This window comes from Micromonospora sp. ALFpr18c (assembly GCF_008868155.1).
Taxonomy (GTDB): domain Bacteria; phylum Actinomycetota; class Actinomycetes; order Mycobacteriales; family Micromonosporaceae; genus Micromonospora.
Map to the genome: position 1 here is coordinate 28,097 of NZ_WBKR01000025.1, position 15,039 is coordinate 43,135.

Sequence of the window (15,039 nt, forward strand, 5' to 3'; positions counted from 1 at the left end):
GACGGTTCACCTGGCCGGGGCCGGGCCGCCACAATGGCCTGGGGCGGGGTGTGGCCGTCCGCCGAGGAGGGTCGCGATGCACGAGTTGGGCAGCCGTCTGCGGCGTCAGCCGGCGCCGGCGCCCATCGTGTGGCGTTCGCTGCGCGATCCGTACGAGGCTGGCAGCAGGCCGTGGCTGGAGTTGCGCGACGACGAGGTGCCGCCCCGGGTGGTGGCGGGCTACGCGCCGGTGCTGCTGGTGTGGTCATCGCTGTGGCCGCACCGGCCGCTGGACCGCATCCGCTTCGACCTGACGTCCGGGCCACCCGGCGGGGACTGCGCGCTCCGCTGGACGCTCACCACCGACGGCGACCTGCCGAGCGAGAGCACCCTCGGCTACCTGCGACACCGCCTCAACTACCTGATCAACCACCGGCTGCGCCGTTCCTACGGCCAGTAACCCCACCCGCGGGGCTCCGGCTCCCTCCGCCTGGGTGATCACGAGGTTGGCGTCAGCCCGACCGGCGTGTCGTGACGCGAACTTCTTGATCACCGAGGTTGCTGGGTGAGGGTGTCCGGGGACGGGGGGGGCGGGTTCGACGTTTCTGGTGGACGGTGCCAGCCGGCACCAGGGACAGGAGGAACCATCGTGAAGTACATGATTCTGCTCTACGGGTCGCAGCAGGACTACGACGTGCTGTCGGGGCGGGCTTCCGACCGGCCGGCTAGCCGAGCCATCGGACACGTGGTGAGCTTGCCGCGAGTCGAGCGAAAGCGATCCTGGATCACTACGAGGAGGAACACCCCGGCGGTTCGGAACTCAACCCCGCAGCAGCCACTGTGCATGCTGTGCTCGCTATGTACTAGGAACTCCGTCACCACGCGGCGGTCACCTCTGCGAGCGGCGTCGACAGGACGATGGCCAGTCTGACGAACGCGCTGAGCGACAGCCACACGCCCAACTTCAATTTGGCCCGCGCTCTCGACGAGCACACGGCCATGATGCGGCGCTACGTCGAATCCCTCCAACGCTGAAGGACCAGGCGGAGACGGTCGATCTGTTCCGAGTTGAGCGGTGGCGCTTCCCGCACGGTTGCTTCGATGATGTGACTGGGTACGTGAGGCGGCGGGGCGGAAGCCAGAAGGCGGGCGAGCGTCGCTCGTTGAGCGTCGTCCAGCTCCGGCCAGTCGGCGGCAGTCTGCTTGGCCTGCTCCTCCATGTACTGCTGAAGCCGAGGGTCGTCGATCCTGTATCGGGGCACGTCGTAGCTTCGGCAACAGAGATGATCTCAGAGTGACAGCAAGATCAAATAGCACGTACGCAGAGGTTGCGGCGGAGGGACGCCTGTGTCGGGCGTCCCTCCCGCGTCACCGTCTGGCGTTCTTCCGCTGCTCCTGATACTTGCGCTCGGCCGCCACTTCCTCAGTCGTCGGATCGGCGGCGCCGGGCGGCAGGATCTTCCAGAAGCCGTCCCCGAAGTCAACTTCGAAGACACGCCCCTCCCATTCACTCGAATGAGTTGCGGCGATGACCCTCCGCTCGTAACCCTCGACGGGTTCCTCGTGAACATGCTCGCGGCCGTCGCGGTAGACCCCGTACCTCTCCTGCACAAGCCACCCGACAACCGGATCCACTCGAAGGCTGCCGTCGTCGTCAATGAAGCATGCGCGCCATCCATGGACCTGCGCGGGCCGGAAGTCAATGGTCCGGTACAAGAAGTCGTCCATGATAGCCCTCGCAATACGTGACGGTGATAGCTGCCCGGAGTAGCGTGCCAGGTGGCGGCCCGCCGGGGTAGAGGCCGGCGGTGCCGCCATCGGGCCCTCTACCCCGAAGGCAGGCACGCCGTGACTGACCCGTCGTTCGCCGGACGGATGCGACAACTCCGCGACGCGCAGCGCATCTCCCTGCGCAACCTCGCCAAGATCACCTATCACGGTAAGACGTACCTGCATGAGCTGGAGACCGGCATGAAAAAGCCCACCAGCCAGGTCGCCCAGCGCATCGACGACGCACTCAACGCCGCCGGTGAACTCGTCGCCCTCGCCACCCAGCCCACCATTCGGCGCCGCGAATTCGTGGCCGCCGCCGGACTCGCCGCCGCCCTACCCCACACCCTGCTCGGCCACGGCCGACACGTCGGACCCGGAACCGCCGGACGGCTCGCCGAACGCACCGCCCGACTTCGCCGCCTCGACAACTTCCTCGGCGGCGCCGACACCCACCGCCTGTACCAAGCCGAAGCGGACTCCACCACCCGACTCATCCAAGAAGGCTCCTACAGCGAAACCGTCGGCCGGCAACTCCTTGCCGTCCTCGCCGAGCAAACCCAACTCGCGGGATGGGCGGCATTCGACTCCGGACGGCACGCCGACGCAGAACGGCTGTACCGGACCAGCCTTTCCGCTGCCCGCGACGCCGACGACCACGCCCTCACCGGCAACGCATTCGCGTTCCTCGCCTACCAGCAACTTGCACTCGGCCAGCCCGCCGCCGACACCGCCGCAGCCGGATGCGAGACCGCCTCGACCGCAACGCCAACCGTTCGCGCGCTGCTGCACCTGAGGGCCGCCTGGGCGTACGCCGTCGAGGGCAACGCCGCAGCGGCCGACCAGCAGCTTGCGCACGGCACCACGTGCCTGACCGAGCACGACGATCGGCCCGAGCCTGACTGGGTGTACTGGGTCGACCATGTGGAAGGCGAAATCATGACCGGGCGGTGCTGGACGGTCCTGCGCAGGCCGATGCGCGCCATCCCCGTGCTGGAACGCGCCCTCGCCCGATTCGACGACACTCACTCCCGCGACAAAGCCCTCTACCTGTCGTGGCTGGCAGACGCCTACCTCGACGCCAACGAGGTCGAGCAGGCGTGCGCCACTGCCGGGACCGCGATCGGCCTCGCCGGTGGGGTCGGGTCGGTGCGGCCCGCCCAGCGCCTCAACACGTTCCTCAACCGGCTGGAGCCCCACGCCGAAATGCCGTGCGTCGTTGAACTGCGATCCCTGGCCGCCGAGGCGTCTACACGCCCTCGACTGTCCGTGTGATCCATTGCAGGTAGGCGGCCGAGCCGCGAACAACCGGGACGGCGGTGACCTGCGGGTTGTCCCAAGGATGAGCGTCTAGCAGGTAAGCCTCTAGCTGCGGATACCGGTCGTCGGTCGTGTACAGCAGCACCTGCCACTCCTCGCCTGTGCCTTGCTCGCCGAGGTGCCAGAAGACTGATGTCACCGGGCCGACGACTTGAGCGCCGGCCGCCAATCGTGCCGCTGCTGCTCCTTCGGCCAGCTTCACCGCCGCATCCCGGGTGGGTGCGGCCGTCGACACCTGCACGTAGTCGCTCACCTGTACAGGCTAGCGGGGAGGGTGTCCGCGGACGGTTGCGGACAGTCGGCGGACAGCCGACCCCACCTCACCGCCCTTGGTTGTCCGTAGCGTCCGATTGACGGGACGGCCGTGGTGAATTCCGAACCTATGCGATGTGTGCGGCGACCACGGCCGTCCCGCCGAGAGGCGGGGGGCGTCCGCGCCGGAGATGACCGGGCGCCTCTCCAGCCACTGACGGAGGGGGCAGCGTTGATCTCGGAGGCACCAACCACCATCCACGACGCCCGGCGAGCCGACCGCGAACGCGGGCGCAAGGCCGTCGACGCCCTCGACCGGCGGCTCGACGGCCAGCACACGCCGCGCCGGCCGCAATGGGACTGCGCCGGCTGCGGTGCCGACTGGCCGTGCGCCCCGGCGCAGGTCCGCCTCGGCGAGGCATACGGCAGGGACCGCATCGGCCTAGCCATGTACTGCGGCGCGCTCTACGCCGCCGCCGTCAACGACCTGCCGGTCACGACCAACGGTGAGACGTGGGCACGGTTCGTGAGCTGGGTGCGCTGACCCTCGGCGTGGGGAGCATCCACCGCGGCGACGAAGGGTTGCACCACTCGGACTGGTCGCACCGCTGGTCCGGTGGCCCGGCCGACGAAGCGGGGCAGGCCGCGTGGCAGGCGGCGCTCAAGGCGCACATGGAGGATCACCAGCGGGGCTTGGATGTGCGCCGGCCCCGAAACGACGACAACGCCCCGCCGACCCGGTGAAGGGTCGGCGGGGCGTCTCGTTGGACCTGCCGCTGGGGAGTAGCAGACCAGCTCATGGGCGTTCCCGACGGGAACGGTAATTCTCGGGGGTACCCCCAAACGGGGGCTCCGGGTTGGGCCAAACCGGCCTTACCGCTTGGGGCTGTCGGTGGAGTTGGGCACGACGTACACGCCGAGCGCCCCCAGCACGGCCAGGGCCACCGAGATGCCCTCGGTGGCGGTCAAGGTGTCGTCACCCATGGCCACGGTGAGGGCAACCCCACCAGCGACGACGGCGGCGACGATGGTCTTGGCGTAACTGCCGATCTTCACGGATGCCTCCCGGGCATGAAGAAGCCCGCTCCGGCAGGTCCGGGCGGGCACGATAGGTGGGTCAGATGGCAACAGGATTCGTCCGCTACGGGCAGTTGAACCGCTGCCCCCGCAGCTCGCGCAACCGGTCGGCGATCTTCTTGCCCGTCGGAGTCTGCGGCGGCGTCTCCCGATAGGCGTCATCGAACGTGGACAGCAGATCGCACCACTTGCGCTCCAACGCAGCCGCTGCACGATTCGAGTACGCCATCGATGCCGCCCCGGTCAGCACCGCGAACAGCAGCGCCACCACCAAGGTTTGCCAGGCTCGGAACGTCACGACGAATCACCCGCCCCTGACGGCGCGGGCGACGGTGATGATGGTGGCGGCGGTGAGCCCGAACCCGGAGAGGGCAACGGCGGCAACGTTGTACCGGTAGCGCCACTGCTCCCAGCGACAGCAGCCCCACGCCAGCCGGGATCCCCAACACCGACACGGCCGCCACCAGCAGCGCCTCGGACGCCTGCCCCGGCGGCACCACCACCGTCTGATGGATGATCACGCCCAGACCAGTCATGATGCAGCCGAAGTCCAGGCTCGACCGTTTGACGCGTTCTGCTCTCGTCACCACGCACAGTCCCTTCAACAAGGGCGATCCGATACGCGGTCACCCCGAGGATCGCCACCCAGCGCGGCCGGTACCGCTCCGCCTTGACCGCCAGGCCGGTGACGCCCGCCACCAGCTCCGCCGCCGTCAGCTCGGCGGCGCGGGCGGTGGCCCGGTTGCTCAGGCTGGTGATGCCGACACCCTGTCGCGGCGTGCGCCGTCAATCGCGACTTGGCACCCTCAACGGATGCAGGCAACCGACCACCTCGCCGCCAGCCGCTACGCGCGGATGCGCTGGAACACGCCCCTGTCCGAGGAGCACGCCGCGCTGCTGCTGCAACGGCTCGACGTACGCCCCGGCGCGCGGGTGCTCGACCTCGGCTGTGGCTGGGGTGAGCTGCTGCTGCGGGCCGTCGCGGCCGGTGGCGTGTCCGGCCCGCTCGCCACCCGGGGCGTCGGTGTCGACACCGACGACGACGCGCTCGCCCGAGGGCGGCGGCTCGCCGCAGGTCGGTCGCTGAACCGGCATGTCGCGTTCGTGATGGGCGAGGCGGCGGCCTGGCAGGAGCCCGCCGACCGGGTCCTGTGCATCGGTTCGGCACACGCCTTCGGTGCCACCGGTGCCGCGCTGGACGCGCTCGCCACCGTGGTCCGGCCCGGAGGCCGGCTGTTGTTCGGCGACGCCTACTGGGAACGACCCCCAACCCCGGCGGCCGAGCAGATCTTCGGCACCGAGGTCACGGCACTGGCGGGCCTCGTCGAGGCAGCTCGGGAGCGTGGCTGGCGGGTGCTGCACCTGAGCACCGCCGACCAGCGGGAATGGGACGACTTCGAGTCCACCTGGCTCGCGGGCCGGCAGGAGTGGCTGTTCACGTACCCCGAAGACCCCCGCGCCGCAGAGGTCCGCGCGGAGCTCGACGACCGGCTGCGCCAGTACGTCGGCACCTACCGAGGGCTCCTTGGCCTGGCCTACCTCGTCCTCGGTCGCTGACGACCGTCGTTGACGCCGCTGCATACGCCGCGGGTGGTGAACGACTGCCGGCCTGGCAGGCGGTCATCGGGCAGGCGGTGCTGTTCACCCTGTTCGGGTTCCTCGTCGGGGCAGCCCGATCCCCCGGCCGGCTCGCGCTGTTCGTCGTCTTCGCGCTGCTGCTCGGCGGCTTCCGGGCGGCCACCGGGGACATCTGGGCGGGCATCGGCTTCCACGTCGCCTTCCAGAGCGTCGCCCAACTGTTCGGAGATGTCGGCGGGGTCTTCGACGTGACCGGGTCCGACGTTCTGGGGCTCGTGGCGCTGGGCGGCCTGCCCTTCGCCCTCGGCTGGACCGTCATCGAGCGACGACACCGGCATCACCTGAACTGGCAGGCCCTCGAACCGGAGCCCGCCTCCTGAGGATTCGTCGGCGGCACGGTTCCAGCCTGTGGACGCGGCCGATCGTGGGCTTGACGGGGCCCAGACATCGGAGGTTTACTGCCTCAACGATGTCAGTCGATGTTCCCGACCGTCCACACTGGGTGGTCGGAGTCGCCGGCTGGTCCACCGCACCACGACACCACCACCTCGCACCACCTCAGCCGAGCATCGGCGGCCCGGCTTCCGCACCACCGCCACCCTGGCCCCCGGCGTGCCCTCGTGCACCGCCCCGGGCCGACGCTCAGCAGAGGAGCACCACCATGCGTTCCCGTCCCCGTGTGCTGGCATTCGTCACCGGCCTGGCCGTGTTACTGGCCGGCCTGGTCGCCCTGCCGACTCCCGCCTCGGCGGCCCCGCTGACCAAGGTTCTGGTCTTCAGCAAGACCGCGGGCTTCCGCCACTCGTCCATCCCCAACGGCATCGCCGCGATCCAGCAACTCGGCTCGGCCAACGGCTTCACCGTGACCGCCACCGAGGACGCCGCCCAGTTCACCACCTCCAACCTGGCGCAGTACCAGGCGGTGGTCTTCCTGTCGACGACCGGCGACGTGCTCAACGCCTCCCAGCAGACGGCCTTCGAGTCGTACATCGCCGCCGGCGGCGGGTACGTCGGCGTGCACGCCGCCGCCGACACCGAGTACAGCTGGCCGTGGTACGGCGGGCTGGTCGGCGCCTGGTTCGACTCGCACCCGGCGATCCAGACCGCGACCGTGCGGATCGAGGACCAGACGAACCCGTCGACCGCCCACCTCGGCACCACCTGGGTCCGCTCCGACGAGTGGTACAACTACCGCACCAACCCCCGCTCGGGCGCGCGGGTGCTCGCCAGCCTCGACGAGTCGTCGTACAGCGGCGGCAACATGAGCGGGGACCACCCGATCACCTGGTGCAAGGCGTACGGCGGCGGGCGGGCCTGGTACACGGGTCTCGGGCACACCGAGGCGTCGTACACCGACCCGAAGTTCACCCAGATGCTGCTCGGCGGCCTGCGCGTCGCGGCGGGCGCCGTGACGGCCGACTGCTCGCCCCGCACCACCACCCCGCCGCCCACCACCAGCGGCTCCACCCTGCGGGCCCGGGCCAACAACCAGTACGTGAGCGCGCCCAACGCCACCACCGCGCTGATCGCCAACAAGACCTCCGCCGGCACCACCGAGCGGTTCGACCTGGTCGACCTCGGCAACGGCAACGTGGCGCTGCGCTCGAAGGGCAACGGGCAGTACGTCGCGGCCGAGAACGCCGGTGCCGCCGCGCTGATCGCCAACCGGGCCACCGCCGGCGCGTGGGAGACGTTCCAGCTGATCCGCAACTCCGACGGCACGGTGAGCCTGCGGGCCACCGTGAACAGCCGCTACGTCGCCGCCGAGAACGCGGGCGCGTCCGCGCTGATCGCCAACCGGACCTCGATCGGCCAGTGGGAGAAGTTCGACCTCGTCACCAACTGACCTCGGGCTGGCACACCTCTCACCACCCCCATCTGGCCGTGGTGCGCCCCCGCACGCCCGGCCCCGGTCGTCGAGGAAGGACGATCATGTTCTCGTACCCCCGGCGCTGGTCCCGGGTCCTCGTCGCGGCGCTCACCGCCGCCGCGAGCGTGACCCTGGCCGTTGCCGCACCATCCACCGCCCAGGCGGCGGTGATTCCCGCCTCCGACTATCAGCAGGTCAAACTCGCCACCGGCTCGGCCGAGCTGGGTGAGGCGATGTCCCTGGCCGTCCTGCCGAACCGGTCGGTGCTGCACACCGCCCGCAACGGCGTCCTGCGGGTCACCGACGTGGCCGGCAACACCAAGATCTCCGGCACCCTGTCGGTCTACACCCACGACGAGGAGGGGTTGCAGGGCGTCGCCGTCGACCCCAACTTCGCCACCAACCGGTGGATCTACCTCTACTACTCCCCCACGTTGAGCACCCCGTCCGGGGACGCCCCGACGACCGGCACGCAGTCCGACTGGGACCGGTGGAAGGGGCACCTGCGGCTGTCCCGGTTCACCCTCAACTCCGACGACACGCTCAACCTGGGCAGCGAGAAGATCGTGCTCCAGGTCGCCAACGACCGTGGACAGTGCTGCCACGTCGGCGGTGACCTCGACTTCGACGCCGCCGGCAACCTGTACCTGACCACCGGCGACGACACCAACCCGTTCGAGTCGTCCGGCTACGCGCCCATCGACGAACGGACCGACCGCAACCCGCAGTTCGACGCCCAGCGCTCGGCGGCCAACACCAACGACCTGCGGGGCAAGGTGCTGCGGATCAAACCGCAGGCGGACGGCACGTACACGATCCCGTCGGGCAACCTGTTCGCGCCCGGCACGGCCATCACCCGGCCGGAGATCTACGCGATGGGTATGCGCAACCCGTTCCGGATGAGCGTCGACAAGGCGACCGGCGTCGTCTACCTCGGCGACTACGGCCCCGACGCCGGGTCCACGAACTCCAGCCGTGGCCCCTCCGGTCAGGTCGAGTTCAACCGCATCACGGCACCCGGCAACTACGGCTGGCCGTACTGCACCGGCAGCAACACCAGCACCGAAACATACAATGAATACACGTTCCCGTCCGGGCCGTCGCAGTCCAAGTACAACTGCACGGGCGGGCCGACGAACAACTCGTTCCGCAACACCGGGCTCACCACGCTGCCCGCGGCGAAGCCGGCCTGGATCAAGTACGCCGGCGACTCCGGGTCACCGTCGGAGTTCGGCAGCGGCTCCGAGTCGCCGATGGGCGGCCCGGTGTACCGGTACGACGCCTCGCTCAACTCCAGCATCAAGTTCCCGGCGTCGCTGAACGGCCAGTTCTTCGCCGGCGAGTACGGCCGCCGCTGGATCAAGGCCATCGCGGTCAACGCCGACGGCAGCCGCGGCGAGATCTCCAACTTCCCGTGGAGCGGCACCCAGGTCATGGACATGGCCTTCGGCCCGGACGGCGCCCTGTACGTGCTGGACTACGGCACCGGCTCGAACAACCAGGCGCTGTTCCGGATCGAGTACATCGGCGGCGGCAACCGCAGCCCCATCGCGGTCGCCTCGGCGAACCCCACGTCGGGGGCCAACCCGTTGACGGTCACCTTCTCGTCGGCCGGCAGCTCCGACCCCGAGGGCGGGGCGCTGAGCTACCTGTGGACGTTCGGCGACGGCACCACCTCGACGGCGGCGAACCCCACCAAGACGTACACCACGAACGGCACGTACTCCCCCACGTTGAAGGTCACCGACCCGACCGGCCTGTCCGGCACGGCGAGCCTGGTCGTGACCGTGGGCAACACCGCTCCGACGGTGACGCTGACCTCGCCGGCGGACGGGCAGCTGTTCACCTTCGGTGACACGGTGCCGTACACGATCTCGGTGAGCGACCCGCAGGACGGCACGATCGACTGCTCCAAGGTGAGCCTGACCTACGCGCTGGGCCACGACAGCCACGCCCACCAGATCACCTCGAAGACCGGGTGCAGTGGCTCGATCACCGTCCCGACCGACGGGGAGCACGACGCGGCGGCCAACATCTACGGCGTCTTCGACGCCGCGTACACCGACAACGGTGGGCTCACCACGCACAGCATCCGGACCCTGCAACCGAAGCACCGCCAGGGTGAGCACTTCGGCGCCCAGTCGGGCGTCCAGGCCACCGACCACACCAGCGCCGAGGGTGGTCACACCGCCGGGTTCATCGAGAACAACGACTGGATCTCGTACCAGCCGTACAACCTGTCCAACGCGAATCGCATCACCGTGCGGGCGTCGTCGGCCGGCGCCGGCGGCACCATCGAGGTACGGGCCGGTTCGGCCACCGGGACCCTGCTGGGCACTGTCACGGTGCCGGTGACCGGCAACTGGGAGACCTTCACCGAGGTGTCCGCGACCATCACCAACCCGCCCGCCTCGACGACCACGCTGTACCTGGTGTTCAAGGGCGGGTCCGGCTACCTGTTCGACGTGGACGCGTTCACCTTCACCACCGGCACGACCGGCGGCAGCGGGGTGATCAGTCTGCGGGCGCAGGTCAACAACCAGTACGTGTCGGCGGTCGGCACCGCCGCCTTGATCGCCAACAAGGCCAGCGTCGGAACGACCGAGCAGTTCGACCGCGTGGACGCCGGCAACGGCACCATCGCCCTGCGGTCGCGCGCCAACGGCCTGTACGTCTGCGCCGAGAACGCGGGCGCCGAGCCGCTGATCGCGAACCGCACGACGATCGGAGCGTGGGAGACGTTCCAGGTCATCACGAACTCCGACGGGACGGTCAGCCTGCGCGCCACGGTCAACAACCAGATCGTGGCCGCCGAGAACGCCGGTGCGGGATCCCTGATCGCCAACCGCACGACGGTCGGCGCCTGGGAGAGGTTCACGCTGACCGGTTGACCGGTGGTGGGTCCGGCCCGCCCTGGTCGGCGGCCGGGCCGGACCCACCGAACCACCGGCTGCGCAGAGCCCTCAGACCGGGAAGCGGCCGTGCCGCCACTGCCAGTGGCGGCCGGCCCTCAGGTGGTCGACGACCGCGCGCTGCAGCGCGGTGCGGCGGGGCAGCTCGTCGAGCGGCGTGCTCAGGGTACGGAACACGAAACGCAGCACCTCGACGTCGGCGTCCGGCCCCTCCTGCTCCTCGTAGGGGGTCAGCTCGAACCGCCGCTGGAATCGGACGATGTTCGACTCCGCCGGCAGGTACTCCCGCAACTGCGGGTCGAGCAGCCACGAGCCGCAGGAGAACGCCTCGTAGTGCTCGTCGGGAAAGTGGCGCGGGAAGAACGCGCGGGCCTCGTCGAGCGACGCGTCGACCGCGTCGGGGGTCAACGGACCCGCATCGGGGACGTGCAGGGCGAGGGTCTCGCCGCCCCGGTGGTGCTGCAACCGGCCCAGCTCGTAGACGCTGCCGCGTACGTGCAGCGTCAGCCAGCTCTGCATGACCGGCCAACCCTCACCGCGCATCCGCCGGTCGATCGCGAGGTTGCGGCCCAGATCGGCGAGGCTCAGCCACGACACCGCGTCGGCGATGCCGTGATCGCGGTGGTACGCCCGCGCCACGTCGACCAGGGCGAGGTACGCGTACACGTAGAGGTGCCGCGAGGCGAGGCCACGCTCACGCGGCAGCTCCGGACCGGGCGGCAGCCACTCGTGGCCACCGAGATCGGCGCGGACCAGGGCGATCGAGCGGTCGAGCAGCCAGCGCAGCTCCGGGGTCCACAGTGGGGAATCCGGGTCGGGCCAGCCGTCCATGATCTCGACCGCGTCGTCCGGTGGCACGCCGAGCCGGTCGAGGATCGCGGGCGCATCGGCCCGGGCGGGCAGCGGAGCCGACGGTCGGCCGCCGGCGAGCCGGTGCACGCGGTCGACGTCCTCGACGGGTACGCCGAGCCGCGCGGCGGTGTCGTCCAGATCCACGAGGGCGACCCTACCGGCGAGGAGGGCTCCCGGTGGCCCGCCCCGAGGGCTCAGGAGTCGGCGGGTACCCCGGCGTCGAGCTGGCCGATCATCGGCGCGAGGAGGTCGTTGAGTTCCCGAGCCAGCACCACGACGGCCCGACGCGCCGCGGACGCGACGTCGTCGTCCGGGCCGCCGGGGGCCGGCGGCAGATCGTCGAGCGGGACCGGCGCCTGCACCTGGAGCAGCGCGCGCAGATGGGGGTGGCGCGTCTGGTCCTGCTCCGTGGGGTCCGTGAACTGGCCGAACAGCCGCGGCCAGTCCTGCCAACCACGGTCGCGCTGCCACTGCTTGGTCCAGGTGAGCTCCGCCGGCCAGCGGGACGCCACGGTCACCGCGCAGACCATGCTGCCGTCCCACGGGCTGCGCGCGCAGTCCGCCGAGATGATCCGCCGGTGCCAGCGGACGAAACCGGGCGACAGCTCGCTGGCCACCCGCCAGGCCGTCGCCGCGAACGCGACGGGCGCGAAGTCACCCCACGTGTCGGCGAACTCGTCGATCCGGGCGTGCACCTCAACCTCGTAGCGACCCCGCCCGTCGGTGCCGTGTTCGCGGTCGAACTGCTCGTCCAGCCAGAAGGCGCGCGTCTCCGGCATTCTTCCCCCGTTCATCACGGCGTGAGGACTTCTCATGCGGCCGGTGCGTCCCACAGTCGGGCAACCGTCACTGAACGTATACGACTCCACCACTATGGATCAACAACTCATGCCGAGCGACGGCGGTGTTCCGTTCGGGTGTCTCGTGCACAGGCTCGGGTCGACCCGAGCCCCGCGTACGAGGCCGCGTCTACGCGCCGGAGGCCATGATGGCCGTGCGTGCCGTGTCGAGTGCCTGGTCCGCCGGCACGGGCACATCGGGGACCACCCCGACGCCCTCCCAGTTGGTGCCACATCGCGGCTCCCTCCGGCGCGCCACCGGCGCGGCCGCGCAGGTCCAGGATGAGCGCGGAGCTGAGGGCGACCAACTGCATGGCCGCGCCGATCGCGGCGGCGCCTTCATCGGCGTACGCGATAGCACCGGCCCGTCCAGGTCGTCGTACTCGCCCGCCGCGAGACGGCGCCGAATCGCGGCGCCGATGTCCTCGACCTTGTCAGCAAAGACGTACCCTGCCTCGATCCGATCCAGGGCCTGTCCGATTATCTGTTCGTTTGAGAGCACGGCGGGCCACGGTAGACCCCAAACGGTCTCGACACTACCGACATTCGAGAGCCGCCCCGCCCGGTGCCGATCGTGACTTGACAAACGACCGGGTCCAGAGTGGACGATGCAGCGTGCGAATTCTCGTGGTGGGTGGCAGCGGTCTGATCGGCGCGCATGTCGTGGACGTGCTGCGCGAGCGGGGCCACGCCGCGACCACAGTGGCGCGTACCGCCCAGCCGGGCGTCGACCATCTCGTGGATGTCGACGCCGCCTCGATCGACGAGCTGCGGGCGCTGCTCGCCGGCCACGACGGCGTCGTGTACGCCACCCGCACCGACGAGCAGCGACCGCTGCCCAAGCCGATCTATCCGCGGTTCCGCCGGGACAACGTCGAGCCGGTGGTACGCCTGTTCACCGCCGCCCGCCAGGAAGGTCTCACCCGCGGCGTCGTCATGGGCTCGTACTACACCTATTTCGACCGGCTGCACCCGCAGTGGCGGCTCGCGGAGCGCCACACGTACATCCGCTGCCGGGTCGAGCAGGCCGTGGAGGGGCGGGCGGCGGCGGGCCCGGACCTGCCGATCGCCGTACTCGAACTGCCCTTCGTCTTCGGTCGGGCCGGCGACCGGCTCCCCAACTGGGCCGGGCCGCTGGACCGGTGGGCCCGCTCCCGTACACCCCTGGTAGCCCCGACCGGCGGGACCGCCGCGACCTCGGCGCGCAGCGTGGCCGAGATCGCGGTGGACGCCCTGGAGCAGGCCCGCGGTGACGACATCCCGGTCGCCGACGAGAACCTCACCTGGACGGACATGATCGGCCGCATCGCCGAGGCGGTCGGCCGACGCCGCCGGGTGGCGCGGATGCCGTCCGGCGCGGCGCGGGCCGCCCTGCGACTGGGCGGCGCGCTACAGGCCCTCGGCCGCAAGGAGTCCGGCGTCAACCCGAGCCACCTGCCCGACCTCCTGCTCGCCGACCTGTTCGTCGAGCCGACGACCGGGCGGTCGCTGGACTCCGCGCTGCGCGAGACGTTCCCCGCCACCTAGCCCCGTCACGACGGCCGGGCCAGGTACGCCGTCTTGGCGTCCGGGGAGAACCCGCAGGCCCGGTAGAAGGCGTGGGTTCCCGGCGTCCGCGAGCCCGTCATCAGCATCGCCTTGTAGCAGCCCGCATCCCACGCGGCCTGAAGTGTGCCGGCCATGATCTGCCGGCCCAGGCCGGTGCCGCGCCGCGACTCGTCGACGACGACGTTCTCGATGACCGCGTACGGCGACGCCGACCGGGTGAGGTTCGGGATCACGTTGAGGTACGTCGTGGCGACGACGACCCCATCGACGTCGAGGACGAACAGGTGCAGCGCCGGCGAATCCAAGATCTGCTGGTAGGCCGCCGCGTCAGATCCGTCGTCGAGAACCGGATCGTCGGGATTCAACTGCCGGTAGAGGTGGACGATCTGCGCGAAGTCGTCGGGCCGAGCCGTACGAAACATGTCAGGAGCCTAACCACGGCGCGGCACGCCGGCGGACCCTTGCGCGTGGGCTGGGCGGCTGGCGTCCCGACAACCATTTCGAATGGCCGGACTCAGTCGTTTGTGACATCAGGCGGCCCGCCACCGCTTCTTGGGATCCTTTGCGGTGGTCGTACACACCATCGGCTTGCCCGTCTTCGTCACGCCGCGAGCGCCCTGCTTCGAGCAGAACGATCCGGGATGCACTGTCGAGACTGTTGGCGGATTGGTTTTGGTGGTGGCCGGCTTCGGTTTCGGCGCTGCCGTTGTCGACTTCGGTTTGGGTTTACTGGTCGTCGGCTTGACGGCCGGCCGAGAAGTCGACTTACGAACGGCAGCAGCCCTGTCTTCTGCCCGATGAGGCTGGCGGACGTTGCGTATCCTAATGCCTACTCTGTGGAGGGTGGGCATGGTCGACACGCACACGCAGTTGCCGGGCCTCATTGAGGCCGCCGCACGCGCCGGGGTGGCCCGGCTAGCCCTGCATTCCGCACGTGGCTGATTGTCAACACCACTCGAGTGGGTCGATGTCGAGGAGTTCGAGGAGATGGAGTTGTAGGGGTGTGGGTTGAGGGATGGTGTGTGGGTTGCCGCTGGTCGCG

Annotated in this window: 18 protein-coding genes; 10 read left to right on the plus strand and 8 right to left on the minus strand. The window is 70.0% G+C overall.

Annotated elements, in window-relative coordinates; genetic code table 11:
- Positions 1 to 76 precede the first annotated feature (76 nt).
- On the plus strand, positions 77 to 439 hold the full coding sequence (locus F8271_RS07700; protein ID WP_151488956.1) for a hypothetical protein: 363 nt from the start codon (positions 77 to 79) through the stop codon (positions 437 to 439).
- A 908-nt stretch (positions 440 to 1,347) separates the two neighbouring features.
- On the opposite strand, the gene F8271_RS07710 is transcribed toward F8271_RS07700, so the two are convergent.
- Entirely contained in the window at positions 1,348 to 1,707 is a 360-nt protein-coding gene (locus F8271_RS07710; RefSeq protein WP_151488958.1) for a hypothetical protein, read from the minus strand.
- Positions 1,708 to 1,854: 147 nt separating this feature from the next.
- Here F8271_RS07710 and F8271_RS07715 point away from each other — a divergent pair, with 147 nt between their 5' ends.
- Positions 1,855 to 3,024, plus strand: coding sequence for a helix-turn-helix transcriptional regulator (locus F8271_RS07715; RefSeq protein ID WP_151488974.1), 1,170 nt, complete (start codon positions 1,855 to 1,857; stop codon positions 3,022 to 3,024).
- On the opposite strand, the gene cutA is transcribed toward F8271_RS07715, so the two are convergent.
- Positions 2,999 to 3,322, minus strand: a complete 324-nt coding sequence (gene cutA, locus F8271_RS07720; protein ID WP_192580186.1) for a divalent-cation tolerance protein CutA — start codon at positions 3,320 to 3,322, stop codon at positions 2,999 to 3,001. The genes F8271_RS07715 and cutA overlap by 26 nt on opposite strands.
- A gap of 231 nt (positions 3,323 to 3,553) precedes the next feature.
- On the opposite strand from cutA, the gene F8271_RS07725 reads away from it, so the two are divergent.
- Entirely contained in the window at positions 3,554 to 3,865 is a 312-nt protein-coding gene (locus F8271_RS07725) for a flavin reductase (RefSeq protein WP_151488959.1), read from the plus strand.
- A complete protein-coding gene (locus F8271_RS07730; RefSeq protein WP_151488960.1) occupies positions 3,835 to 4,065 on the plus strand; it encodes a hypothetical protein in 231 nt (76 codons plus the stop codon). The genes F8271_RS07725 and F8271_RS07730 overlap by 31 nt, the downstream gene beginning before the upstream one ends.
- 129 nt (positions 4,066 to 4,194) lie before the next feature.
- Here F8271_RS07730 and F8271_RS07735 read toward each other — a convergent pair whose 3' ends face one another.
- Both F8271_RS07735 and F8271_RS07740 read right to left on the minus strand, forming a co-directional pair.
- A complete protein-coding gene (locus F8271_RS07735) occupies positions 4,195 to 4,377 on the minus strand; it encodes a hypothetical protein (RefSeq protein ID WP_151488961.1) in 183 nt (60 codons plus the stop codon).
- An 85-nt stretch (positions 4,378 to 4,462) separates the two neighbouring features.
- Positions 4,463 to 4,666, minus strand: a complete 204-nt coding sequence (locus F8271_RS07740) for a hypothetical protein (protein WP_225854227.1) — start codon at positions 4,664 to 4,666, stop codon at positions 4,463 to 4,465.
- A 545-nt stretch (positions 4,667 to 5,211) separates the two neighbouring features.
- On the opposite strand from F8271_RS07740, the gene F8271_RS07750 reads away from it, so the two are divergent.
- The 4 genes from F8271_RS07750 (at position 5,212) to F8271_RS07765 (ending at position 10,737) form a co-directional block, all read left to right on the plus strand.
- Positions 5,212 to 5,955, plus strand: a complete 744-nt coding sequence (locus F8271_RS07750) for a cyclopropane-fatty-acyl-phospholipid synthase family protein (protein ID WP_151488963.1) — start codon at positions 5,212 to 5,214, stop codon at positions 5,953 to 5,955.
- A 77-nt stretch (positions 5,956 to 6,032) separates the two neighbouring features.
- Positions 6,033 to 6,356, plus strand: a complete 324-nt coding sequence (locus F8271_RS33015) for a hypothetical protein (RefSeq protein WP_225854229.1) — start codon at positions 6,033 to 6,035, stop codon at positions 6,354 to 6,356.
- A 281-nt stretch (positions 6,357 to 6,637) separates the two neighbouring features.
- Positions 6,638 to 7,822 carry a ThuA domain-containing protein gene (locus tag F8271_RS07760; RefSeq protein WP_151488964.1) on the plus strand — a complete coding sequence of 395 codons (1,185 nt, stop codon included), beginning with the start codon at positions 6,638 to 6,640 and terminating at the stop codon, positions 7,820 to 7,822.
- An 86-nt stretch (positions 7,823 to 7,908) separates the two neighbouring features.
- On the plus strand, positions 7,909 to 10,737 hold the full coding sequence (locus F8271_RS07765) for a PQQ-dependent sugar dehydrogenase (protein ID WP_151488965.1): 2,829 nt from the start codon (positions 7,909 to 7,911) through the stop codon (positions 10,735 to 10,737).
- Between the two features lie 72 nt (positions 10,738 to 10,809).
- Here the strand turns inward: F8271_RS07765 and F8271_RS07770 are convergent, their stop codons facing one another.
- The 3 genes from F8271_RS07770 to F8271_RS07780 form a co-directional block, all read right to left on the minus strand.
- Positions 10,810 to 11,754 (minus strand): acyltransferase domain-containing protein, encoded by a 945-nt coding sequence (locus F8271_RS07770; protein ID WP_151488966.1) that lies wholly within the window; start codon positions 11,752 to 11,754, stop codon positions 10,810 to 10,812.
- A gap of 50 nt (positions 11,755 to 11,804) precedes the next feature.
- The gene (locus F8271_RS07775) at positions 11,805 to 12,389 is read right to left on the minus strand and encodes a hypothetical protein (RefSeq protein ID WP_225854231.1); all 585 of its coding nucleotides are present in this window, start codon (positions 12,387 to 12,389) and stop codon (positions 11,805 to 11,807) included.
- Between the two features lie 190 nt (positions 12,390 to 12,579).
- On the minus strand, positions 12,580 to 12,951 hold the full coding sequence (locus F8271_RS07780; RefSeq protein ID WP_225854233.1) for a hypothetical protein: 372 nt from the start codon (positions 12,949 to 12,951) through the stop codon (positions 12,580 to 12,582).
- A 113-nt stretch (positions 12,952 to 13,064) separates the two neighbouring features.
- Between F8271_RS07780 and F8271_RS07785 the strand changes: the two genes are divergently transcribed.
- Positions 13,065 to 13,976 (plus strand): NAD(P)-dependent oxidoreductase, encoded by a 912-nt coding sequence (locus tag F8271_RS07785; RefSeq protein WP_151488968.1) that lies wholly within the window; start codon positions 13,065 to 13,067, stop codon positions 13,974 to 13,976.
- 5 nt (positions 13,977 to 13,981) lie between these two features.
- On the opposite strand, the gene F8271_RS07790 is transcribed toward F8271_RS07785, so the two are convergent.
- Positions 13,982 to 14,419, minus strand: a complete 438-nt coding sequence (locus tag F8271_RS07790) for a GNAT family N-acetyltransferase (protein WP_151488969.1) — start codon at positions 14,417 to 14,419, stop codon at positions 13,982 to 13,984.
- 145 nt (positions 14,420 to 14,564) lie between these two features.
- Here F8271_RS07790 and F8271_RS07795 point away from each other — a divergent pair, with 145 nt between their 5' ends.
- Positions 14,565 to 14,798: a hypothetical protein gene (locus tag F8271_RS07795; RefSeq protein WP_151488970.1), complete on the plus strand. Its 234-nt coding sequence runs from the start codon at positions 14,565 to 14,567 to the stop codon at positions 14,796 to 14,798.
- Positions 14,799 to 15,039 lie beyond the last annotated feature (241 nt).